We start from the raw sequence: 21,036 nt of genomic DNA on the forward strand, positions 1-21,036 counted from the left end.
GCTCGGGCCGGCAGGGCCGGTCGGGTCCGGCTGCTCCTCGGGCACTCGGGAGGGGCGCTCCTCTTCGGCCGCGCGCCGTTCGGCCTCGCGCCCTTCGGCCTCGCGGCCCAGGTGTCCCCGGGGGTATCCCGCGTGGTAGCGCGGATCGATGCCGCTCTCGTCGACTCCGCCACGCCCATCAGGGGAGCGCTCCGCTCCGGTGCTCTGCGCCATGCCGATCCCCCGCCCCGTACGGTCGAGCCATAAGGTCGCAGGTCCGACCGGTCCAGCGAGACCGCGACGATCGCGAGCGCGGTTCAGCGGATCGGCTCGGTCGTGCGTGAGGGGAGACTCACGATTCCCGCTCCGAGCAGCAGCACGACGATCGTCACCGCCGTCAGCGCAGGCCAGCCGCCCGCGTCGACCGCCAGACCGAGGAGCCAGCCGCCTGCGGCCGAGCCCGAGTAGAACGCGATCGTGTAGACCGCACCCGCATGTCCGCGGAGCGCCGGTGCCGCCCGGGCCCCCGTCCAGGCCGCACCTGTTGCGTGCAGGGCGAAGAATCCCGCCGTGAAGACGAGAAGGCCCGCGATCACTACGGCCACGATCTCGGCGAGCATCACCAGCAGTCCCAGAATCATCAGAGCGACGCCGATCCGCATCACGAGCCGAGGGCCGATGCGGGGACTCCATGTTCCGGCGAGCCGGGAGGACACTGTTCCCGCGAGATAGGCGGCGAAGAGGAGCGACACGAGCGCCGGTGCGAGCGCGAACGGCGGTGCCTCGAGCCTGAACGCCAGGTAGTTGTAGACGGCGACGAACACTCCGACCGCGAGGAACGTCTGCACAGCGATCGCAACCAGCATCGGATCGCGGAGCACCTGTGCCGTCTTCGTGCGCCAACCGCCGGGTACCGTCTCGCGCGCGCCGCCCCGCGGGGTCAGCACCGCGAAGGCGATCGCCGCCGCGGCGCAGACCGCCGTCACGACGAGCAGGGCGCTCCGCCAGCCGAGCGCCGCCGCGAGCGGACCAGCGAGGAGGCGACCGGCGGCGCCGCCGATCGTGGTCCCGGACACGTAGGCGGTCGCCGCCACCGTCGCTCCGGAACCTCCGACCCGGTCGTGGATGGCGGCCACGGCGAGTGCCGGCACGGCGCCGAGCGCCGCTCCCCCGAGGAACCGCAGGACGAGCAGGAGCTCGAAGCCGGGGGCGACGCACGCCAGCAGTGCCAGGACGACCGAGGTGAGGACCGCGATGCGCATGGATTCGAGCCGGCCGATCCGCTCGGCCACCGAAGCCCACGGCAGCACCGAGAGCGCCAAGCCCAGCGTCGCGGCCGACACGGTAAGCGCGGCATCGGACGCGGCGAGGGACCACTCCTGTGCGAGTTGCGGGAGGACGCTCTGGACCGCATAGAGCTCGGCGAACGTGGCGATTCCGGCTGCGAGGAGGGCGATCGTCAGTCGTCGCTGCGAGAACGGAGCCGCGGCGCGCGTCGATCGGGTCCGCGCTCCGGTGCTCATGGATTCGACCGTAGACCGTCCATAGATGCATGACTAATGTCCTTTCTCCTGCCATTCACGTGTTCTGGACATATCTCGACTGAGGGTGGGAGGCGTGTCAGACGATTGGCCCGCAGTCCTCCGCCTCCTCCCCGTGCTCGTAGCGGTGGCGCAGACCGGAAGCGTCACCGCCGCGGCCGTTGAGCTCGGTGTCCCGCAGCCGACGGCGAGCCGGTCGCTTGCTCGCCTGTCCAGCCTGGTCGGCACCCCCTTGGTGCGCCGCGCCGGCCGCGGGGTGATCATGACGGAAGCGGGGACCGGGCTCGCCGAGGCCGCCCAGGACGGCATGGCGCTCATCCGAGCCGGACTCGCTGAGGTGCGCCAGGCCGGGGACGCCGAGCACGGACGCCTCGGCCTCGCCTTCCAGACACTCCTCGGGGAGAGCTTCGTGCCGGATGTGATCCGCCGCTTCCGTCGACGGTGGCCGCACGTAGGCTTCGGTCTTCGGCACGGCTCGCGCGCCCTCTGCCTGCGGACAGTGGCGAACGGCGAGTCCGAGCTGGCGATCATCGCGGATCCACCCGATCTTCCCGGCACCACTACGAGGACCCTCTACACGGAGCCGCTGCTCGCGGTGGTGCATTCCCGGCGCTCGCGGATCGCTGCCGCGGCTCCCCTGGCCGACGAGGCCTCCGCCCCTGCCGCGATCGACCGGCCGCTGGAGTTCGAGGACGCCGCAGAGCGACTCGACTCCCGCGCTCGGGGAGGCTGTGGCCCGCTGGTCATCCGCATCCCCGCTGCTCCACCGTGCGCGTGACGTCCGACGGAGGGTCCGCCTGCACCAGATCGCGTGGACCGATGATCCGGCGGAGCCATGCCGACCGTCGTGATCGTACGAGGGCACGGCGCCATCGGGGGTCGGTGCGAGCCAGTCGGTGTGGATCGAGCGGACGGTAGCCGCCGTCGGTGCGCTCCTCGACCAGCACGCCGTTCGCACCGGAGCGGTGCAGCCGCCGAGCGGGTTCCCTCTCGGGGTGCGGATGACCGGTGCGGGTGCGGAGCTGATGCTCGAGCTGCTCGGGATCCCGCGCCCACCAGGTGCTGACGCCGACGCGTCCGTCGGGGAGCGGGAAGCGCTCGGTGATGCGGTAGGGAAGGGCGTGCTCGGTCATGTGGTGGTGCCTTTCGAGGTGGTGGTTCGGGGAGCCCGGGCCGCGCTGAGGCGGCCCGGGCTCCGGTTCACGAGGTGCGGGTCGAGCGTCGGCGCCGGGTCTTCAGCGCGCCGCCGATGAGCAGCAGGACCCCCGCTGCGGCCGCGACGGGTCCCGCCGCCGCTCCTGTCGAGGCAAGGACCGTCGGCACGAGTCCGACCGGAGGAACCACCACCTGCGCGCAGCTCGCGCCGCCGTCATCTGCGCACGGGTGCAGGACCGTCGTCGGCTCGAAGCCCTCCGGAACCTCGCTGAGACGCGCCCGGTTGGGGATGGTCCACGCATCGACCCCGTCCGCGACGCGGCCGGTCACCGTCAAGGTGGTCGATGCTCCGGCCGGAAGCGTCAGGTCCTCGATCGAGAGGTCGGACGAGGCCGGGCCACCGTCCTGCGAGATCGTCACGTCGCTCAGGTGCGCGAGCTCGGGGACGTCGGTGAGCGTCAGCCCTTCCGCGGGTCGCGCTCCGTCATTCGCGACCACGATCCGGAACCCGGCCCGCCCGCCGTGGTCGACGCTCTCGTCGAGCGCGGTCTTCTCGAGCGAGAGTCGGCCCTCGACAGGCGGCACGGGGATCTCGGCGCAGGAGGAGGATGCGTCATCGGCGCACGCGTTTTCGACGGTCGGCGGGTCGAAGCCCTCGGGCTGATGCGTGATCGACACCCGGTTGGGCAGGGTCACGGCCTCGTACCCGTCGGCGACCCGTCCACTCACGTGCAACGACACCTGCCCGCCGGCAGGGATGTCGAGACCCGTGACCGGCTCCTCGGCCGGCTGCGTCCCTCCAGCCCCGTCCTCGATGCTCGGCTCGATCAGGTGGTCGAGCGTCGGCACATCGGTCACCGTCACGTCAGTCGCGTCGATCGACCCGGTGTTCGCCACGACGATGTCAAAACCGGCCGTACCGCCGTGCTCGGCGCTCGGCTGCGATGCGGTCTTGCGGAGCAGAAGCGATCCGTCGCCCACGACGTGCTGAACCGTGGCGCACCCCGTGGCGTCGATCCCGGTTTCGGGCTCGGCGTGCTCGAAGGGCGCATCGGCGAGGCAGGCAGTGTTGACGAGGGCATCGTCTCCGGCGCCGGTCACGACTACGTCGAAGGTCAGCTCGGCGGTCGCTCCGACCGCAAGCCCACCCGCGGACCAAGAAAGACGGCCTGTCGCCGGGTCGACTGACGCAGAACCCTGCGACGCACGAAGGGAGTCCGCGTCGAGGTCGGCGTCATCGAGCACGCCCTCATCGAGGTAGTCGACGACGGCCGCATCGGAGTAGTCGCCGGATCCGTCCGAGGTGAGGGTCACCCGGTAGGGGATGCGGGCTCCGGGCAGCAGCGGTGTCGCGGAGTCGACCGAGGAGGACTTCGCGATGGTCACGTGCGGCGCGAGCGGGTCGAGTCGCACGACTGCGACCGCTCCGTCAGAGCCGAAGGCCCAGTCGTCGATCGCGCGCAGGTCGCCGTAGGAACCGTGCACCGAGTCGTTCTCGTTCGGGGTGCGTCCCTGACCGGAGTCGTCGCCCTCCCAGCGGTGAATGCCGCCGGACGAGTCGGCGCCGTTCTCGCCGGACGTCGCCGCAGCGGTGCTCGAGTAGCGGTCCGCGTTCGACTCGGCGAAGAGCGAGTCGTCCCAGTGCACCGTCGACGAGCCGTCTCCGCCGCCAGTGGAGCGCACCACGGAGACTCCTCCCGCCGAGGACTCGGCGTCGACCCGGGTGAAGTGGAACTCGTTCGTCCGCCCGACCGACGCGCGGAAGCTGATGCCGGCCTCGGCGATGTCGACCCCTCGCCCCTGCGCATCGCGACCATCCCAGTCGACCGAGAAGGGTCCGGTCGTGCCCGCGATGCGGGTGAGGTGAACATCGCGCTCGCCGTCGTAGGAGCCATCCCCGTCGGTATCGACGTCGACGACGAGGGTGCCCGGCTGGGTCCCGAGGACACCCGTCACGGCCCCCGCGTTGGAGCCCGCCGAGGAACGGTGAAAGGCGAGTTCCTCGATCGTCGGCTCCCGGTAGGCCGGGGCGATCGATTCCGGCAGATCGGATGACGGCGGATCGAGGAAGAGCTTGTACGTCTGCAGCCCGTCGATCCCGGAGCGCCCGGACGCCTGCACGTACTGCGCACCGATACCACCTGCCTCGGTCGACTGCGGCATGGGGACAGAGAGGTAGGAGGGATCGGACGACCCGACGCGAACGTTGCCCTTGTTCGTGGCCTGGAGCGTGGAGGCGACTCCGTCGTAGCCGCGCAAACCGAGCTCGTACCGGGCGCCCGTCTCGGTGACGGCATGGAGAGTGAACGAGGAGCGCCGCTCCTCGGGTGAGGCGTAGGACTCCTTCGCCCCGGACTGGATCGCGTAGGACGTGGACCACACCCGGCCGGCCAGCGCCGCACCCTGAGCGTCCTCCACTCCAATGCTCCACGCGAGGTTGACCGGAGCGGTCACGTCGTCGTCCGACACCTGGACCTCGAAAACTCCCGTCTCGGTCGCGACGAACGTTCCTCCCGCGGAGACGGATGGTGCCGCCCCCGCCGCGAAGTCCTGCTCATCGAGGACTGTGCCGTCGGGGGCCGTCACCCTGGCGGATCCGCCTCCGGTTTCGCCCTCACCGGCGCCGGAGCCGCCTTTGAGCGGATGCAGGTCGACCCGCAGCGTCTCGCCCTTCTGCACCCAGGCCGAGACGGTCGTCACTCCGGCGTTCGTCGAGCCGCCCTGCAGCAGGGTGTTCTCGATTGTCGTATGCGCAGTGGCGGCGGCCTGAGCACGCGGCGGCGCGAGACCTCCGCCGAGCAGGCCGCCGACGAGCACGCAGCCCACCGTCGTGCCAACCAGCGCCCGTCTCGTCCGCGCTCGAGGTCGTCCGCGCTCGCCCCGCCCCGACAGTTCCGTTCGACTCATCTGATGTCCTCTCCTCTGCCTGCCGAACGCTGTGCGTCGGCGGCGACCGTTCAGCCCCACGTCAGGAGAGTATTGCTCGGGTCAGTGTCGCGACCGCGGGGACGAGGTGATCATCGGATAACGGCGCGAGATGAAGCCTGTGGAGGGACGAAGCGGCGCGCCCGCGGTCTCGGCGGCGCGGCAGGGACGGTCGCCGCTGGAAGCGGTGCGCGGCCGACGACACGGCGGCAGACCTGTCGGCGTGCGCGGCAGACAGCGCGGAGCCAGGCTCGACGGCGTCGACAGAAGACGGTCCCGCCGAAAGCGGTTCAACCGTCGATCACTCAGGAAAACGAGAACGGCCCGCCGAAGCGGGCCGTTCTGCTCTGTCTCAACCAGAGTGCGCCCGGAGGGATTCGAACCCCCAACCTTCTGATCCGTAGAAAGAGTCGCGGCGTCCACAGACGTCCGGTGGTCACGCGGAGCTGCGTAGCGTCCGTCCACACGATCCGGTCCGACAGCTACGGATGCGCTCGCGTTGCTGTCACGGTTGCTGTCTGCGCCCGGTCGGAGACCCTGTGATGGATCAGGACTGGACCAGCGTCTTCCTGCCGGCCCTCATGCCCGATGCTCCAGCCGGCCACCCGCGTATGCGGGCAGATGTGCTTCCTCCAAGCGTCTTCGGCTCGAACGTCCGGGGCATCGCTCGTGAATCCGAGTGGGACAGGACTCGACTCGCGGTTTCTGCACGCGCCGGGAAGCTCTGCGAGATCTGCGGCGACCAGTCTCACGGTCCCTTCGGCAAGGTTCAGCACCCCGACTGCCACGAGATCTGGCGATTCGAGATGCGCGACGGCGTTGTGACCCAGGTGCTCGCTGGCCTCATCGCCCTCTGCAAGAGGTGCCACAACACCCAGCACATCGGTCGGGCGCTAGACCTCGAGGACGTCAACGACCGACTACAACTCGTGAACGGCTGGACCCACTCGGAGGCTCAGACAGACATTCGTCGCGCGTTCCGCCGACTCAAACTCTTGGAAGGACTCGATGTCGATCTCGACCTGTCGGCCCTGCTTGGTCAGCTCGCCGTCCCAGGCTCGCCGGACCTGCACTTCACGGCGGCCGAGCGCTTGCTCCGGGGCAACTCATGGGAGCGATCGCGCCCCGCTCCGCAGGCCACCCAGCTCGATCTTGGGCTCGGCTAAATCAAGAAACAGACGTAAGCTGAAACAGCGGACTCGCCCCACACAAGTGGATCGGCGGGTCTTGCTGTTTAACGGCGCAATCGGCCAGCGCCTCGGGCTCGTCGAGGAGCGCCCGGACCGGAGCGAAGCGAGGACCGGACGCACCGCAGACGAGTCCGCCGGGCGGAGCCCGGCCTTGAACGAGTAAAGAAAGTTCTCACACCGTAGTCGTGCTGAGGAATCGACGCATGAGTTCTGTGACGGCAAGGCCCTGGACCTCGTGTGTCGAATTGCCCTCTCGCACATTGAAGCCTCCGTTCCAAGACACCGGCGCAGCACCTGCCTTCGGGCGAAGCGACCAGACGGTGTAACCCTTGTAGTCAAAAACGGAGAGCGTCCCGGCAAGCTGCGACGCGAAGGCGGGATCAAGCTTTGATTCACGAATCCGTTGCGCGAGCCACTGCATTTGCTTGTCTCTATTTCGTCCGAGAGCCGTCAGTTCGTGTTCGGTGCCCGTGACCAAGAATTTCCCAACCTCGAGCGGCACGACAGAGTACAGTTCCGCGATCCGTTTGGCATGCTCTGGCCGGTCGGCTACTCCGAAGAAGATAAAACCTTCCGCCCCAATCGCGTGGTTTGCCATGGCTGATGCAGTGCGGAGGACCGACTCGAACGCATCATCATCGAAGACCTTGGTCTCGTCCAACCGAGTGAATCCCTGCTTCAACTCGAAAAGCGAATGCTCGGTTAACGCCATTTGCATCTGTATCTCAAACTCCGTCGCCGTTTGCTTGGATCGCACTGCGACAGGATCATCACTCGCCTTGAAGAAGGGTTTCAGGATGGCTTTAATCGAATCAAACAGAGGACGCTTTCGATTGGAGCCCCAGTTTCCTCCACCGGCCGGGATGGTCAGGTCCCTGTCCCAGAAGTGCTCCAGCTTCTTGGTGAGGCCCGGGAGGTCCTCAAGCTCGTTTCCTTCCACGAGCAGCTCATGAACTGCAACGAAGATTGCGTGAAAGTAGCGGGGAATACCACGAGGGTTGCGCTGCGTAATCACCCAAGTAGCCCAAGGCTTGCCGGAGTCGTCGATCGTCTGCTTAATGATATCCAAGGCCGACAGGTAATTGTGCTCTATGTTCTCGACGCCGAGAGAGTTGATCCGATTAGCAACCGTACTCTCCGATGCTGTGGCGTTATCGTCGCGGCCATAAGCGGAATTACGGTAAGCACTTCCGCTCACCGCGATGGGGTCGAGAATGACATCTAGCAACATGTCGAGGACAAGTTCCTCATCTCTCGACTCCCGGACCGCCTCCCGGTCAAGGATGCCATTCTTTACCCAGAAGACCTCGTCGCTGGGGATACCGTATGGAAGATCCTTGTTAGTGATACTGATTTTTGGCATCTCGGACAACGGCAAGGTCTCGGACAGAGACGCGTCACCACGAATGCTGGCACTTATACGACGCACCAATCCGGCAACTTCCGACGTAACCCCTGCCTGGCGGATCTCCTGGAGACTGAGCTTCCTACCGGACGAATTAATTCGCCTGAAGACTTCGTCGACCGATTCTTCTGTCGCGGACCGGTAAGTAGATACCGGCAGCTGATAGTTCACAATCGCGACGCATGTTTTTCGATCCAGAACAGGCTCGCGCTGCAGCAGCGACCCTTCATCGCGTCGCAACTTCGTGTCGGCTAGCGTCTCGAGGTCAAAATAGCCGCCGTCATACGGAAACTCATTCTCGATGAACGAGAATATCGCGTTAAGCCTCTGCAAGCCATCGATGATCTCGAGCCTTGGCTGATTGGACGCGACGCTTTCCGCGAGCAGGACCAAGGGGATCGGCAGACTGTTGCGCACGGAATCGATGAGGGACTGCTTTTCCTCGACGTCCCATACCAGCTTTCGCTGGTAACGGCGGTTCACAACGAACACTCCCTGGGCGTACTGAGTGTACAGATTCTGCAAACTCTGTCCGAGAACAGTCAGTTCGGTGTTGGCAACGTTGGCTTGCGTCAATTTAGATATCCCCTCAGATCTGGTGCCAGCGTATCGAAAGTGGTCCCCCATGCCCAGCCCAGATCAGGCGGCGTCGTTTCAGCACTGGTTCCCAGGTGCGGCTTCAACGCCGTCCGACGGACCTCGTCGGTCGACGAAGCGGCTGGACGGCCGTAGCTCACACATTTGGCTTCCTCCGAGCAGTTTTCTCCGGCTGTCGTCAGCCAATCAAGGATTCAATCAAGGGGTCCTGAGGAACATCTTCCTGGAACACAGGTCGTGCGCAGCGGCGCACCCGATCCAGGAGGAACACCATGCCAGTGAAGAAATCAGGTCTGCCGGTCAACAGCGAGAGCTACTTCGGAGGGCCGGCTTACGCGGTCGGTGACGCGGAACCGCTCATCGAGTTCGTTGACGGTAAGCCGGCCGGCCAGCAGCACGACAGGGACACCGGGAAGCCACTGTGGACGGTCCGGGTGTTTGACACCGACCCCGAGGCTCCCAAGGGTCAGGGTGAGGTCACTGTCAAGGTTGTGGCCGCTACACCGCCCGCTCTGCCTGCGGAGCTACCCGGGCTCCCCTTCCGCCCGGTCATCTTCGATGACCTCGTGGTCGTGCCCTACGTCAAGGAAGGGAATGGCCGGCCCCGCGTCGCATACTCGCTGCGTGCAAGCGGTATTCGCCCGGTTGCTGCGCGGAAGGCCGGCGACTCATGATCGTCGCCGAACTACGGAACTATGGCGCTGCGCTGAGGTCGGTCGTCAAGCGAAACAAGGTGGCCACGGCTCTCTTTGTCGCGACGGTCGTCCTCTTCGGACAGTGGCGACCCGCCCAACTCGTTCTGGGCGCGACACTACTCGTTCTCATCCTCAGCGCCCTCGTTTGGCGGTACCGAGACGGCCCGAACCTCGCTCGCCACCAGTTCCATGTCTGGCGGCGACGTCAGTCCGCCTACATCCTTGCCGTCTGGCCCGAGCTGATGCTCCGGCTTGGACTTGCCGTCCGAGTCGCGCAGTCCGCGCCGGAAGTTCCTACGATCCGGTCGGCATCGTGGACCGGTCACTCTCAGATGCTCAGAGTTCTGATCCCTATGGGGATGGAGCGAGACCGGCTCGCGCTCGCGGCGTCGGCCATTGCGGAGTCGCTTGGATCTGTGGCCGTCACCGTTGATGCAGCACCGGGCGGAGCGAGCGTGACAGTTCAGTTCGCGGATCCGCTCGCTCAGCCGGTCATGGTTCCGGACCCCGGCGACCATGTCGACCTCCAAGCAGTGCCGATGGGGATGGAATCCTCGGGTTCGGCCTGGACGCTCCGTGTTGGACCGCACACGCTCGTCGCCGGTTCATCAGGCTCAGGTAAGGCCTCGATGATCTGGAGTCTGCTCATCGGGCTCGCTCCCGCCATCCGCGAGGGGCGGATCGAGGTCTACGGCGTCGACCTCAAAGGCGGCATGGAGCTGACGATGGGTCGGGGGCTACTCACGCAGTACGCGACCGAACCGGAGGCGGCAGTCATCCTCCTCGAGCGCGCCGTCGTTCGCATGCAGGCCCGAGCTGCGGAGCTGGCCGGCAACGTTCGCGAACACACCGCGACCGTCGAGAGCCCGCACATCCTGATCGTCATCGACGAGCTCGCGGCGCTGACCGCGTATCAAACCGCTCGTGACCTCCTGCGCCGTGCGAACAATGCACTCGCACTGCTGTGCTCGCAGGGTCGCGCTCCTGGCCTCACTGTCTTTGCGTGCCTGCAAGACCCGCGGAAGGAGACGCTGCCAGTGCGAGGACTCTTCACACAGACGATCGGTCTTCGCCTTCGCGACGCGATGGAGACCGCGATGGTGCTCGGTGAGGGAATGCGCGAGAAGGGCGCTCTGTGCCACCAGATCCCGTCCACGCTGCCCGGAGTCGCGTTTGTCGCGCCGGACAAGGGCGGAGATCCCATCCGGGTTCGTGCCGGCTATGCCTCCGACGAGGTCATTCGGTACACCGCGGCGCGCTACCCGGCTCCACGGCACGAGGTCGTTCTCGCGCCGGTTCCCTCGACCGTCGATCCAGAATCCGCGACATCGCGACCTCGCCGGCCGCGTCGCAGCCGCAAGACAGGAGAAGCAGAATGAACACCAAGACTCGCGTCCGCTGGCTCATCGGACTAGCCCTCGGAGCCGTCGCTCTCGCGGGCACTGCCACGACCGGGTACGCCGTTGGCGTCAGTTCGAATCGAATGGCGCAGACGGCCTATCAGCTGGGGGTGGAGACGGCCCGCTCGGACTACTGCAATCTGCAGTTCGACGACAGTCGCTCTCCCGTCGCGGACGATCCGCGAACCTATGCCGGCCTGCCTGAGTCAGTAGTCGTCGCAGATGACTCGTGCAGTGCAGAGCTGGTCACCTCGTGGAACAACGCGCAGGCATCAGTGCCGAGCGACCGACGCGCGTGCATCATCGACGGCGACCTCACTGCGATCGTCGGCGCGTACGTCTGCTCCGTCCCGACGAGCACCGCCTACTGATGCAGACGCTCGCTGATTCCGTCACCGACCGCGTGCGGCGCCCCGACTTCGAGACCTGGATGAAGGGTGCCGCCGCCACCGGCTACTGTGCCAATCCTGTTCGACTCGTCGGCTCCTCACACGTGGTCGATGCGGTCTCCGGCGAGATCGTCTCGTCGTACGAATCCGCACAGCAGCCGGATGGTGTCACCTACGTCCGCTGCGGCAACCGCCGGGCCGTTCGCTGCCCGTCATGCAGTCACGAGTACAAGGGCGACATGTGGCATCTCGTCGTCGCCGGAGCCGCTGGCGGAACGAAGGACGTTCCGGAATCGGTCGGCGGTCATCCTCTGGTGTTCCTCACGTTGACCGCGCCATCGTTTGGCGCGGTTCACTCGGCGAAGAAGTCCGCCCACTCTGGCTCCGCGCGATGCCGTCCGCGCTCGAAAAAGGAACTGTGCGCTCACGGCCGGCCGCTCTGGTGCATGAGCATCCACGACGGAGAGTCTCCTCTCGCGGGCGAACCGCTGTGCCGGGAATGCTACGACTACGTCGGTCACATCGTGTGGCAGTGGCACGCTCCCGAGCTCTGGCGGCGGTTCACGATTGCGCTCCGTCGCAAGATCGCACGCAGTCTCGGACTCAGCGAGACAGCGACTCGGAAACTTGTGCGTGTCCAATTCGCGAAGGTCGCCGAGTTCCAGAAGCGCGGGCTTATCCACTTCCACGCGTTGATCCGCCTCGATGGTGATGCGCAGCCTGGAGATCCGTACCCGGCTCCAGCTGTCCCGATCCCGTCCACGGTGCTTGCGCGCTTGGCCATCGAGAGCGCAGCGTCGGTCTCCGTCGTCGCACCTCCCATTGCGCCCGGCGATGTTGCGCGAGTCCTCCGCTTCGGAGGCCAGGCAGACGCACGCGCAGTTGTCCGGGGCGAGACGGGCGACGATACCGAACTGACCGATCGCGCCGTCGCCGCCTACATCGCGAAGTACGCGACGAAAGCGACTGAGGATGTCGACCCATCTGCGGCGATGAATGGACCTCGACCGCACGTGGCTCAGCTCAAACAGACCATCGAGGATCTCGCTCGGGCATCCCGTCTCGGATCTGACGAGGACACCTACGAGTTACTCGGTAAATGGGTCGGCATGCTCGGGTTCCGCGGGCACTTCGCTACCAAGTCTCGCCGCTACTCGACGACCCTCGGCAAACTCCGCGATGCTCGCAAACTCTGGCAGAGACGCATTGCCGCCAAGAAATCCAACTCCTTCGGTGTCGAGGCCGGCACCTTCGAGGACGACCTCGAGCACGAGACAACGCTCGTCATAGGCCAGTGGAGCTTCACGGGGATGGGCTGGCTTACCACCGGAGACGCCGCATTGGCAGCCGAGGCGGCCGCTCACGCTCGCGAGTGGCAAGACGCTCGACGCGAGGAGAAGAAGACCAACCAGAACAAGAGAAGGTGATCGAAATGGAGAAGCTCATGCTCACTCCCGAAGAAGTCGGCGACGCACTGGGTGTCGGACGGTCCACCGTCTACGACCTGCTGCGACTCAAGAAACTGCCGAGTGTCCGCATCGGGCGTTCGCGTCGTGTCCGCGTCGAGGATCTTCGCGACTACGTGAATCGACTGATGGAAGCTCCGGTGCACCAGTGAGCAAGCGCGCCAATGGAGAGGGTTCCGTCTATCAGCGGAAGGATGGTCGCTGGACCGGTGCAACGTACGTCTTGCAACCGGATGGCGGTCGTCGACGTCGACAGGTCTACGGCACTACTCGAGCAGAGGTATCGAGTCAGCTCGCAGACCTGAAGTCCAAGACCGACCGGGGAATCCCGGCGTCGATCAGCTCGTGGACTGTGGAGTCCTACGCCGCTCACTGGCTCGCGAACACGGCGCACGGTTCGCTGAAGCCGTCGACCGTCGCGAACTACACCTGGATGATGCGCAAGCACGTAGTGCCTGCTGTTGGTCGCCATCGACTCGACAACCTGACGCCGGCCCACGTCCGCGAACTCCACACCAAGGTTGCAGCCTCGGGGGTCTCGTCTCGCACGGTTCAGCTCGCCCACGCAGTCTTGCGAACGATGCTGTCCGAAGCGATGCGGGAACAACTGGTCGCACGGAACGTCGCAACGCTCGTCCGCACGCCACGTGTCGAGCGGACCGATGTCTCGCCTTGGACACCCCAGGAAGCGGCACTCTTCCTGGAGACGAACCGATCCGATCCACATCACTCGCTCTACTTGGCCGCCCTTGCTCTCGGCATGCGCAAGGGCGAGTTACTCGGGTTGCGATGGTCCGATGTGGATCTCGATGCACGCGAACTACGCGTCCGCCAGACGGTCCAACGCCTCGGGGCTGGCCAAGGAATGGTCATCGGCACGCCGAAGACGAACCGCTCACGGCGAACGATCCCGCTCCCCCAACTCGCTGTCGATGCACTCACGGCCCGCCGTCGAGCGCAGCTCGTCGACCAGCAGCTCATGGGTGAAAGGTGGACGGAACTCGGGCTGGTCTTCACGACTTCCATCGGCACGATCATCGAACCGACGAATCTCCGTCGGAGCTTTGACGCCGCGATCGCGAAGGCCGGCGTCCGTCGCATCCGGTTCCACGACCTCCGCCACACCTGCGCGTCGCTGTTGCTGGCCGAGGGCGTGCCAATGCGCGTCGTCATGGAGATCCTCGGGCACTCCGCGATGGCGATCACCTCTGACATCTACGCCCATGTGATGCCGTCCGCACTCACGAACGCTGCAACGGCGATCGACAGTGCGCTCACGCGGAGGGACTCATGAGTTCGACGCCGGAGGACCGCGGTCCCTACCGTCTCGCGAAGTTGTACGCGCTCGGCTATTTGTCGCGCGAGGACCTCATCCGGGAGCTGCAGCAGTGGCGCTATGTGCAGGAATCACAGTCGCCTCTCCCGCTCCACGAGGACCTCGCCGACTTCGTACCCGGCTCGTTCGACGAAGTCACGGACGCCTCTCTCGACGGGCTCATCGACGAGGAGATCTACGAGCTTGCGCACCAGGCGCTGAAGGCCCAGCAGCTCGGCAGCGCAGCAGTCGACGACTAGTCCTCCACCGCTCTCGTTGCTGTCACGGTAGCTGTCAGCTCACGCGAGATGACCTGTCAACTCAGTCGCGACCGCCGATTCAACACCGACCAGGAGAAGTAGAAATGACCGCTCACCAGGCCAAACAAAAGCGGCCCACCGAAGTGGACCGCTTTTCAAAACGTGCGCCCGAAGGGATTCGAACCCCCAACCTTCTGATCCGTAGTCAGATGCTCTATCCGTTGAGCTACGGGCGCAGTCCATTGCGTGGCACGGGGGCGCACGCAACGAGGTACGACTATACATGCCCCGATCCCCCTTTGCGAATCGGTGGTGGCCCGCTGGGCGGCTCCTCCCGAGACACCGGCCCGGCGCCCAGACGCCAGCCCCGCCGAGGCGTCTCGGCGAGCACGACGGCGCCTGGCGGACACAGCCTCCGCACGGCGTACCGTTACCTCATGGAGGCCGCCGCGATCGAGCTCGTGAGCTTCGTCGTCTCTCCGCTGCACCGTTACGAAGGCCGCCCCGCCGAAGGCCCGATCCCCTCTGAGGGGAACGAGCAGCCCGAGCGGATCGAGATCCGCGCCGGCCTGGGCATTGTCGGGGACCGCTTCTTCGCGCAACGCGCGCACCGCACCGCCGCCGTCACGTTCTTCGCCGTTGAAACCCTCGAGCACATCGCCGCCGAGCTCGCCACGGGGCCCTTCGACCCCGCCGACACTCGACGCAATATCATCGTCCGCGGCGCCGACGTCGATGCGCTCGCCGGCCGCACCTTCGCGATCGAACAGGGCGAGGAGCGAATCGAGTTCCAGGGCGGGCGACCGGCGAACCCCTGCGCCTGGATGGACATCGTGCTCGCGCCCGGGGCGTTCCGGGCGATGCGCAGGCGCGGCGGCGTCCGGACGTCGCCCCTTACCAACGGCGTCCTCCACAGCGGCCCGGCACGGCTGATCCTCCACAGATCGGACGACATGCTGATCTGAGCCCCGCGGCGACCGCCTAGGCTCACACCGTCCAGCACCCCGAACAAAGGAGGCCCTCGTGCTCCGTCCGAGCGACCTCCTTCCCACGCTGGCAACGACGCTCCGACGCGGCGTCCGCGACGTCTTCGCGACCACGCGCTCGCGCGGACGGGATCCGCACCGTCGCACCCGCAGCACCGACGTCTCGGTCCAGCGCGTCCATCACCGCGATGTCTGGGCCAGGGTGAGCACGGTCGGGCGCGACGGCGAGCGGACGTTCGTGCTCGTGCCGGGCATCGGAGTCGCGGCCACCTACTTCGAGCGGCTCGCGCCCGCCCTCAACGAGTTCGGTCCCGTTCACGCCCTCGATCTGCCGGGCTTCGGTGGCGTGCCGCACCCGGTCGACGCGCGGCGCATGGGCATTGGCGACTACGCCGAGCTGGTCGGCGCCGTCATCGACGAGCTCGGTCTGGATGATCCCGTCGTCCTCGGCCACTCGATGGGTACCCAGGTCGTGGCCGAGCTCGCCGCCCGGCGGCCCGAGCTGACCACCATCGTCCTCCTCGGCCCCGTGATGAACCGGCACGAGCGCCGCATTCCGATCGCTGCCCTCCGCTTCGCTCAGTCGAGCGTCCGCGAGCCGCTGAAAGTCGCGATCCTCGCGGCCGGCGCCTACCTCCTCTGCGGACCGCGCTGGTTCTCGAGAGTGCTGCCCGAGATGATGCAGTACCGGATCGAGGACACCGTTCCCCGCATCCGTGCGTCCGCCCTCGTTATCCGCGGCGAGTTCGACCGGCTCGTGCCGCGCGAGTGGGCGGAGGAGATTGCCCACGCGATTCCGCACGCGCGGGCGTGGGAGATCCCCGACGCCTCCCACTCCGTGATGCACGCGCATGCGGAGGAGGTCGCGCGGCTCTGCGTCGAGCATGCGCGCGCACCGCAGCCCGACCGTGAGGAGGCGGCCTTGCGCCGCTATCCCGACGCGGAGATCGACCGCGCCGAGGAGGACGCACCGACCGAGGACCCACTCGGCGCGATCCGGGGCCGCATCACCGAACTCGCCGGCATCCTCGTCGACGACGACTCTCTCATCGCCGAGGGCAAGACGCTCCACGCCGAGGCGAGCGACCCCGCAGCCCTGCACCAGGTCGCTCCCGATCCAGGCGACGGCGGGCTGGTCGAGGGCGGCGGACCCACACGACGCGGACCGACACCGGGCGGACCCGCACAGGAGGACGGCCGTGGCGGCTGAAGCCCAACCGTCACGACTCCGCGCCCACGATCTCCTCACGGATGCGGCGCAGGTCCTCCGCGAGCGCCCCGAGCAGGATCCAGTGCTGCGGGTGCGGAGTCGTGATCACAAGGGGGGCCGTGAGGGCAGGCAGCTCGTCAGTGATCGCCTCCGGTTCCGGCACCGCGACCGAGGACTGCACCAGCAGTCGCAAGTCGTGGGCAGCCCGATGCAGCTGCACAGCGATGTCGGCGATCGTCGGCTCGGTGACCAGCTCGTCGTCGTACAGGTCATGCACCGTCCGTGTCATTCCGCGCACCCGGGTCACGATGCGTCCGAGGCGCGGCACGACCGAGTGGAGAGCGAGGAGCCGGTCGCGGTGAGCGGAGCGGCGCGGATTGAGCCGCAGCGACTCCTCGCCGGTCGCGATCGCCTCCTCAGCCTTGCTCTGCATGGTCTGCAGGAGTCGCGCGTTGATCAGCAGCTCGTCGAGCCGACGGCGTGGAACAGGTTTTTGGAGAGCGTCGGCGAGGTCGTCGAGCGCGGCCGCGAGCTGAGCCGTGAGGTCGCCGAGTGCCCGCTCGGCCGGCGCGAGCACGACCGGGGGGACGATGAGGACGTTGATGACGAGTCCGACCGCCGCGCCGAGAAGCGTCTCGAGAATGCGGTCGAGCGCATAGTTCGGCGTGACCGCGCCGACCGAGAGCACGAGCATCGCGCTGATCGGGATCTGCACCGCGGAGGCGGGAGTCAACCGCACGACCCACCCCACGGCGATCGCGGCCACGATCGCGAGCAGCACGATGATGCTCTCACCGCCGAACACGGTGCCGATCACCGATCCGACGATCACCCCGATGATGACGCCGACCGAGCGCTCGAGTGCCTTCGAGAACGACTGGTTGATGCTCGGCGCGACGACCAGCAGGGCCGCGATCGCACCGAAGACCGGGAGGGTCCCGGGGAAGACGACGGCCGCGAGAAGCCAGGTGACCGCCGTGGCCGCCGCCGTCTTGACCAGCTGCAGCACCGGCGGCCTGGTCGGCACGGTGAAGCTCGAGGTCAAGCGCATGGGTCCACGGTAGCGAGCGCCCGACTCAGCGCGACACGCTGTCTCACCTGCCCGCGGACGCCTCGACGCCGGCAAGCACCGCGCGAAGCGAGCGGGGCACCTCAGCCCGCAGATCCTCGGGAACCCCCGACGGCCAGAACCGGCTCGACCTCGAGCACCTCGGGGAAGGCCTGGTCGACCAGCAGGGTGACGTGAACACCAGGAGCGAGGTGCTCGACGGCTGGACCGCGGCGGAGCAGGAGGAGACCTCGCCTGTCGATCGCATCCTTGGTCGGCGTCCGCAGCGCGAGCGCGACGCGGAATCATCAAGCGCGGCTCTCGATACAGCGTCCGCTGCCGTGCCGTCATAGCATTCTTGACGACACAGTGGCCGACGGTCGACAACTCCTGAGAAGGCCTTCTCGAGGAAGCGAAACTCGTCAACCGCATCCGACCGCGTCGGCGGCACACGAGACAGTGGTGCCGTCTGACCCCCCTGCTGACGCCTGAGGCCCCCTACTTCCGCGTGAATCCGGGGAAGTAGCGGGCCTCACAGTGGCGGTACCGGTGGGATTTGAACCCACGGTGGACGCAAGCCCACACATGTTTTCGAGACATGCTCCTTCGGCCGCTCGGACACGGTACCGGGGTCGAGTGTACGCGACGGCCCGAAATCGCGCCAATCGATCGGAGCGACCGCGGTCAGGTGGGGAGCAGGAAGCCGAGCACGCGGTCCCACTCCGGGATCGCGAGCAGGTGGCCGCGGCCGGGGACAACCTCGAGGCGGGAGTCGGGCAGGCGCGCGGCGTACCACTCGGCGTGGAGTCGGCCGGCGACCGCATCCTCGGCGCCGTAGAGGAGGAGGGCGGGTGAGGCGGCCGCCTCGACGGCGAAGCCCCAGTCCTGCACGCCGTAGCCGACGAGGTCGGCGGCGATGCCGAGGGCGCCCTGGGCGACGGCGCGCTCGAGCATGCGCCCGAGGCGCTCGCGGACGCCGGGGGTCTCGAGCACAGCGGCGTCGGCGTTGCCGGAGGCGAGCATCCCCACCAGCGTGTCGACACCGGGGGCCGACCCGAATGCGGCCTCGAGGGTACGGGTGAGCGAACGGACGGCCTCATCGAGCGGAAGGGCGGCGAGGCGCGCTAGTTCGACACGATTCTCCTCGCCGACCCACGGCACGGCGTCGTCGGGAGCGGGCGTCCCGATGACAGCGACCCGCTCCACGAGGCCGGGATAGTTCGCAGCGAGCGCGAGGGCGACACGCCCGCCCGCCGACCAGCCCGCAGCGGCGATGGAGGCGATGCCGACGCTCGCGAGGTACTCGGCGATGTCGGCGGCGGCCTGCTCCGGGCTTGCGCCGGCGCCCGCTCCGGCGGGGTCGAGGTCGGTGAGGAGCGAGGAGGCGCCGTAGCCCGGGCGGTCGAACGAGAGCAGGCGCACGCCCTGGCGCGCCGTCGCCTCGGGATCGGGATCGAAATCCGACGAGCCGGGCGCTGGATGCGCCAGGACGACGACCCGTTCACCGCCCTCGGGACCAGACCACCGCACGCCCAGAGGGCGGCCGAACTTGAGGACGTGGACTGTCGAGGGCATGTCGTCAGTCTCGCGCAGACCTCCGACACCGGGCGGGGCGGCGCTCGGGGCGGCGCGATCTCCGTGACGCGATCCTCGGCTGCCCGACATGATGGCGGCACCGCTCCTCCACAATCTGGCTCGAACACCACCTCTCCACAGACCTGGCGCGCCAGACATCCGACGTCGGTGGTCGGGACTACTGTCGAAGACACGTTCGAACGAGCGGCAGTGTCGGGGGTCCCCCGTAACGTCCTGCTCGTCCCCGCCCTCCGCCCGAAAGGACCTCATGGCCTCCTCGAAAACGCGCACCGCCGCGTACCGCTGCTCGGAGTGCGGCTGGACGACCGCAAAGTGGGTGGGCCGCTGCGGCGAGTGCCAGCAGTGGGGTTCCGTGATCGAGAGCACCGAGCGCACGGGCCTGATCCGCGCTGTCGCCGCAGTGGCTCCGCCAGCGGGGCGCGTCGCCCGGCCCATCACCGAGATCGAGACGACCTCGGCGGCACACCGCCCCACGGGGGTGGGCGAACTCGACCGCGTGCTCGGCGGCGGGATCGTCTCGGGCGCGGTCGTGCTGCTCTCGGGAGAGCCCGGCGTCGGTAAGTCGACCCTGCTCCTCGAGGTTGCGAGTCGAGCCGCGGCCGAGGGCCAGCGCGTCCTCTACGTCAGCGCGGAGGAGTCGGCCGCTCAGGTCCGCATGCGGGCCGAGCGCACCAATGCCATGCACGACAGCCTCTTCCTCGCGGCTGAGACCGATCTCGCCACCGTCCTCGGCCAGATCGACGAGGTCCAGCCGGACCTGCTCATCGTCGACTCCGTGCAGACCGTCGCGAGCGACACCGTCGACGGCCTGCCCGGAGGCCCGAGCCAGGTGCGGGAGGTGGCCGCGACGCTCATCCGCGTCTGCAAGGAGCGTGCGCTCCCCCTCGTGCTCGTCGGACACGTCACGAAGGACGGCTCGATCGCGGGGCCGCGCCTGCTCGAGCACCTGGTCGACGTGGTCTGCCACTTCGAGGGCGACCGGCAGACGGCGCTGCGCTTCGTCCGCTCACTGAAGAACCGCTTCGGCCCGACGGACGAGGTCGGCTGCTTCGAGATGACGGCCGAGGGCATCGCCGAGATCCCGGACCCGAGCGGCCTGTTCCTCAGCCGCACCCGCTTCCCTACCCCGGGCATCTGCGTCACGGTCGCGATGGAAGGGCGCCGAGCGCTCCCCGTCGAGATCCAGGCGCTCGTGATCGCGAACGACGGTGAGCACCCCCGCCGCGTCACGAACGGGGTCGACGCGTCCAGGGTCGCAATGATCCTCGCGGTCCTCGAACGCCAGGCAGGCATCCCCCTGCGGCGCTGCGACGTCTACGTATCGACCGTCGGCGGCGTGAAGCTGATGGAGCCGGCGGCGGACCTGGCGATCGCGGTCGCCATCGCCTCCGCCCACGCCTACACACCGTTGCGGCCCGGGATCGCAGCGTTCGGCGAGATCAGCCTCTCGGGCGACATCCGACCCGCCTCCGGGGCGAAGCAACGCGCCTCGGAGGCGACCCGCCTCGGGCACTCCTCGCACCTCGACTCCAGTGCCTTCACCCTCTCGAGCGCGATCACCCACGCGCTCGTCCCCGTGCCCGAACGCATCCAGCAGGAGCGGGTTCCTGCCCGCTGACCGGCGGGCGGACGGGCGCCGACCCTGCTCACCCGCGCCTCTCGGTCCACGCCGTGACCGCCGGCGAACCGACCGCCCAGGACGACCCTCGACGCACATCCAGGCGGACGGCACTCGGGAACCTCCGTCGCGCCTCCGCCTACACGCCGCCCCGCCGCCTGCCTTCCCGGGTCTACCGGCGACGCCGCGCCGCCGCGCTGCTCGCGCTCGTCGTGATCGTCGCGGGCCTGGCGGTTCTCCCCTCGATGCTTCCGCGGATGG

General features: G+C 67.6%; 20 protein-coding genes and 2 tRNA genes. 14 read left to right on the forward strand and 8 right to left on the reverse strand.

The window, feature by feature from the left end:
- Window positions 1-296: 296 nt before the first annotated feature.
- Window positions 297-1,502, reverse strand: coding sequence for an MFS transporter (locus tag C5D07_RS00875; protein WP_068255564.1), 1,206 nt, complete (start codon window positions 1,500-1,502; stop codon window positions 297-299).
- Window positions 1,503-1,596: 94 nt separating this feature from the next.
- Here C5D07_RS00875 and C5D07_RS00880 point away from each other — a divergent pair, with 94 nt between their 5' ends.
- Window positions 1,597-2,298 carry a LysR family transcriptional regulator gene (locus C5D07_RS00880; RefSeq protein ID WP_146076704.1) on the forward strand — a complete coding sequence of 234 codons (702 nt, stop codon included), beginning with the start codon at window positions 1,597-1,599 and terminating at the stop codon, window positions 2,296-2,298.
- Here C5D07_RS00880 and C5D07_RS00885 read toward each other — a convergent pair.
- Together C5D07_RS00885 and C5D07_RS00890 are read right to left on the reverse strand one after the other, a co-directional pair.
- The gene (locus C5D07_RS00885; protein ID WP_068255569.1) at window positions 2,264-2,653 is read right to left on the reverse strand and encodes a hypothetical protein; all 390 of its coding nucleotides are present in this window, start codon (window positions 2,651-2,653) and stop codon (window positions 2,264-2,266) included. The two genes, C5D07_RS00880 and C5D07_RS00885, sit on opposite strands and share 35 nt — an antisense overlap.
- Window positions 2,654-2,720: 67 nt before the next feature.
- Window positions 2,721-5,582 (reverse strand): DUF7927 domain-containing protein, encoded by a 2,862-nt coding sequence (locus tag C5D07_RS00890; RefSeq protein WP_104258403.1) that lies wholly within the window; start codon window positions 5,580-5,582, stop codon window positions 2,721-2,723.
- 560 nt (window positions 5,583-6,142) lie between these two features.
- Between C5D07_RS00890 and C5D07_RS00895 the strand changes: the two genes are divergently transcribed.
- Window positions 6,143-6,766 carry a hypothetical protein gene (locus tag C5D07_RS00895; protein WP_104258404.1) on the forward strand — a complete coding sequence of 208 codons (624 nt, stop codon included), beginning with the start codon at window positions 6,143-6,145 and terminating at the stop codon, window positions 6,764-6,766.
- Window positions 6,767-6,962: 196 nt separating this feature from the next.
- Here the strand turns inward: C5D07_RS00895 and C5D07_RS00900 are convergent, their stop codons facing one another.
- Window positions 6,963-8,771, reverse strand: a complete 1,809-nt coding sequence (locus C5D07_RS00900) for a DUF262 domain-containing protein (protein ID WP_170063473.1) — start codon at window positions 8,769-8,771, stop codon at window positions 6,963-6,965.
- 293 nt (window positions 8,772-9,064) lie between these two features.
- On the opposite strand from C5D07_RS00900, the gene C5D07_RS00905 reads away from it, so the two are divergent.
- The 7 genes from C5D07_RS00905 to C5D07_RS00935 all read left to right on the forward strand — a co-directional run bounded on the left by C5D07_RS00905 (window position 9,065) and on the right by C5D07_RS00935 (window position 14,317).
- Window positions 9,065-9,466, forward strand: coding sequence for a plasmid replication, integration and excision activator (locus C5D07_RS00905; RefSeq protein WP_104258406.1), 402 nt, complete (start codon window positions 9,065-9,067; stop codon window positions 9,464-9,466).
- Between the two features lie 476 nt (window positions 9,467-9,942).
- On the forward strand, window positions 9,943-10,866 hold the full coding sequence (locus tag C5D07_RS00910; RefSeq protein ID WP_170063474.1) for an FtsK/SpoIIIE domain-containing protein: 924 nt from the start codon (window positions 9,943-9,945) through the stop codon (window positions 10,864-10,866).
- Window positions 10,863-11,258: a hypothetical protein gene (locus C5D07_RS00915; protein ID WP_104258408.1), complete on the forward strand. Its 396-nt coding sequence runs from the start codon at window positions 10,863-10,865 to the stop codon at window positions 11,256-11,258. The genes C5D07_RS00910 and C5D07_RS00915 overlap by 4 nt, the downstream gene beginning before the upstream one ends.
- Window positions 11,259-11,290: 32 nt before the next feature.
- Window positions 11,291-12,703, forward strand: a complete 1,413-nt coding sequence (locus C5D07_RS00920; protein WP_146079776.1) for a replication initiator — start codon at window positions 11,291-11,293, stop codon at window positions 12,701-12,703.
- A 5-nt stretch (window positions 12,704-12,708) separates the two neighbouring features.
- Window positions 12,709-12,894: a helix-turn-helix domain-containing protein gene (locus tag C5D07_RS00925; RefSeq protein ID WP_104258421.1), complete on the forward strand. Its 186-nt coding sequence runs from the start codon at window positions 12,709-12,711 to the stop codon at window positions 12,892-12,894.
- Window positions 12,891-14,036 (forward strand): tyrosine-type recombinase/integrase, encoded by a 1,146-nt coding sequence (locus C5D07_RS00930; protein WP_104258410.1) that lies wholly within the window; start codon window positions 12,891-12,893, stop codon window positions 14,034-14,036. The genes C5D07_RS00925 and C5D07_RS00930 overlap by 4 nt, the downstream gene beginning before the upstream one ends.
- Window positions 14,033-14,317: a hypothetical protein gene (locus tag C5D07_RS00935; protein WP_104258411.1), complete on the forward strand. Its 285-nt coding sequence runs from the start codon at window positions 14,033-14,035 to the stop codon at window positions 14,315-14,317. The genes C5D07_RS00930 and C5D07_RS00935 overlap by 4 nt, the downstream gene beginning before the upstream one ends.
- A 163-nt stretch (window positions 14,318-14,480) precedes the next feature.
- Here C5D07_RS00935 and C5D07_RS00940 read toward each other — a convergent pair.
- Window positions 14,481-14,553: transfer RNA gene (locus tag C5D07_RS00940), tRNA-Arg, on the reverse strand.
- Between the two features lie 201 nt (window positions 14,554-14,754).
- Here C5D07_RS00940 and C5D07_RS00945 point away from each other — a divergent pair.
- Both C5D07_RS00945 and C5D07_RS00950 read left to right on the forward strand, forming a co-directional pair.
- Window positions 14,755-15,282 (forward strand): MOSC domain-containing protein, encoded by a 528-nt coding sequence (locus tag C5D07_RS00945; protein ID WP_104258412.1) that lies wholly within the window; start codon window positions 14,755-14,757, stop codon window positions 15,280-15,282.
- A gap of 58 nt (window positions 15,283-15,340) precedes the next feature.
- Window positions 15,341-16,513 carry an alpha/beta fold hydrolase gene (locus C5D07_RS00950; RefSeq protein ID WP_104258413.1) on the forward strand — a complete coding sequence of 391 codons (1,173 nt, stop codon included), beginning with the start codon at window positions 15,341-15,343 and terminating at the stop codon, window positions 16,511-16,513.
- 10 nt (window positions 16,514-16,523) lie between these two features.
- Here the strand turns inward: C5D07_RS00950 and C5D07_RS00955 are convergent, their stop codons facing one another.
- Window positions 16,524-17,564, reverse strand: coding sequence for an FUSC family protein (locus C5D07_RS00955; RefSeq protein WP_068255579.1), 1,041 nt, complete (start codon window positions 17,562-17,564; stop codon window positions 16,524-16,526).
- 191 nt (window positions 17,565-17,755) lie between these two features.
- On the opposite strand from C5D07_RS00955, the gene C5D07_RS15580 reads away from it, so the two are divergent.
- Complete coding sequence (locus C5D07_RS15580; protein WP_157593820.1) at window positions 17,756-17,914, forward strand: hypothetical protein; 159 nt, start codon at window positions 17,756-17,758, stop codon at window positions 17,912-17,914.
- A 185-nt stretch (window positions 17,915-18,099) separates the two neighbouring features.
- Here the strand turns inward: C5D07_RS15580 and C5D07_RS00960 are convergent.
- Window positions 18,100-18,189 (reverse strand) — tRNA-Ser (locus C5D07_RS00960).
- Between the two features lie 56 nt (window positions 18,190-18,245).
- Complete coding sequence (locus C5D07_RS00965; protein ID WP_170063475.1) at window positions 18,246-19,136, reverse strand: alpha/beta fold hydrolase; 891 nt, start codon at window positions 19,134-19,136, stop codon at window positions 18,246-18,248.
- A 268-nt stretch (window positions 19,137-19,404) separates the two neighbouring features.
- Between C5D07_RS00965 and radA the strand changes: the two genes are divergently transcribed.
- Both radA and C5D07_RS15885 read left to right on the forward strand, forming a co-directional pair.
- Window positions 19,405-20,775 (forward strand): DNA repair protein RadA, encoded by a 1,371-nt coding sequence (gene radA, locus C5D07_RS00970; protein ID WP_104258415.1) that lies wholly within the window; start codon window positions 19,405-19,407, stop codon window positions 20,773-20,775.
- A gap of 53 nt (window positions 20,776-20,828) precedes the next feature.
- Window positions 20,829-21,036: hypothetical protein (locus C5D07_RS15885; protein ID WP_211286302.1), on the forward strand; the 208-nt coding region annotated here is incomplete at its 3' end.

This window comes from Rathayibacter tritici (assembly GCF_002932875.1).
In the GTDB taxonomy this organism is placed as follows: Bacteria; Actinomycetota; Actinomycetes; order Actinomycetales; family Microbacteriaceae; genus Rathayibacter; species Rathayibacter tritici.

Coding starts and splice junctions, on each gene's coding strand:
- C5D07_RS00875 (WP_068255564.1), bottom strand. CDS start 1,502: ATGAGCACCGGAGCGCGGACCCGATCGACGCGCGCCGCGGCTCCGTTC.
- C5D07_RS00885 (WP_068255569.1), bottom strand. CDS start 2,653: ATGACCGAGCACGCCCTTCCCTACCGCATCACCGAGCGCTTCCCGCTC.
- C5D07_RS00890 (WP_104258403.1), bottom strand. CDS start 5,582: ATGAGTCGAACGGAACTGTCGGGGCGGGGCGAGCGCGGACGACCTCGA.
- C5D07_RS00895 (WP_104258404.1), top strand. CDS start 6,143: ATGGATCAGGACTGGACCAGCGTCTTCCTGCCGGCCCTCATGCCCGAT.
- C5D07_RS00905 (WP_104258406.1), top strand. CDS start 9,065: ATGCCAGTGAAGAAATCAGGTCTGCCGGTCAACAGCGAGAGCTACTTC.
- C5D07_RS00915 (WP_104258408.1), top strand. CDS start 10,863: ATGAACACCAAGACTCGCGTCCGCTGGCTCATCGGACTAGCCCTCGGA.
- C5D07_RS00925 (WP_104258421.1), top strand. CDS start 12,709: ATGGAGAAGCTCATGCTCACTCCCGAAGAAGTCGGCGACGCACTGGGT.
- C5D07_RS00935 (WP_104258411.1), top strand. CDS start 14,033: ATGAGTTCGACGCCGGAGGACCGCGGTCCCTACCGTCTCGCGAAGTTG.
- C5D07_RS00945 (WP_104258412.1), top strand. CDS start 14,755: ATGGAGGCCGCCGCGATCGAGCTCGTGAGCTTCGTCGTCTCTCCGCTG.
- C5D07_RS00955 (WP_068255579.1), bottom strand. CDS start 17,564: ATGCGCTTGACCTCGAGCTTCACCGTGCCGACCAGGCCGCCGGTGCTG.
- C5D07_RS00965 (WP_170063475.1), bottom strand. CDS start 19,136: ATGCCCTCGACAGTCCACGTCCTCAAGTTCGGCCGCCCTCTGGGCGTG.
- radA (WP_104258415.1), top strand. CDS start 19,405: ATGGCCTCCTCGAAAACGCGCACCGCCGCGTACCGCTGCTCGGAGTGC.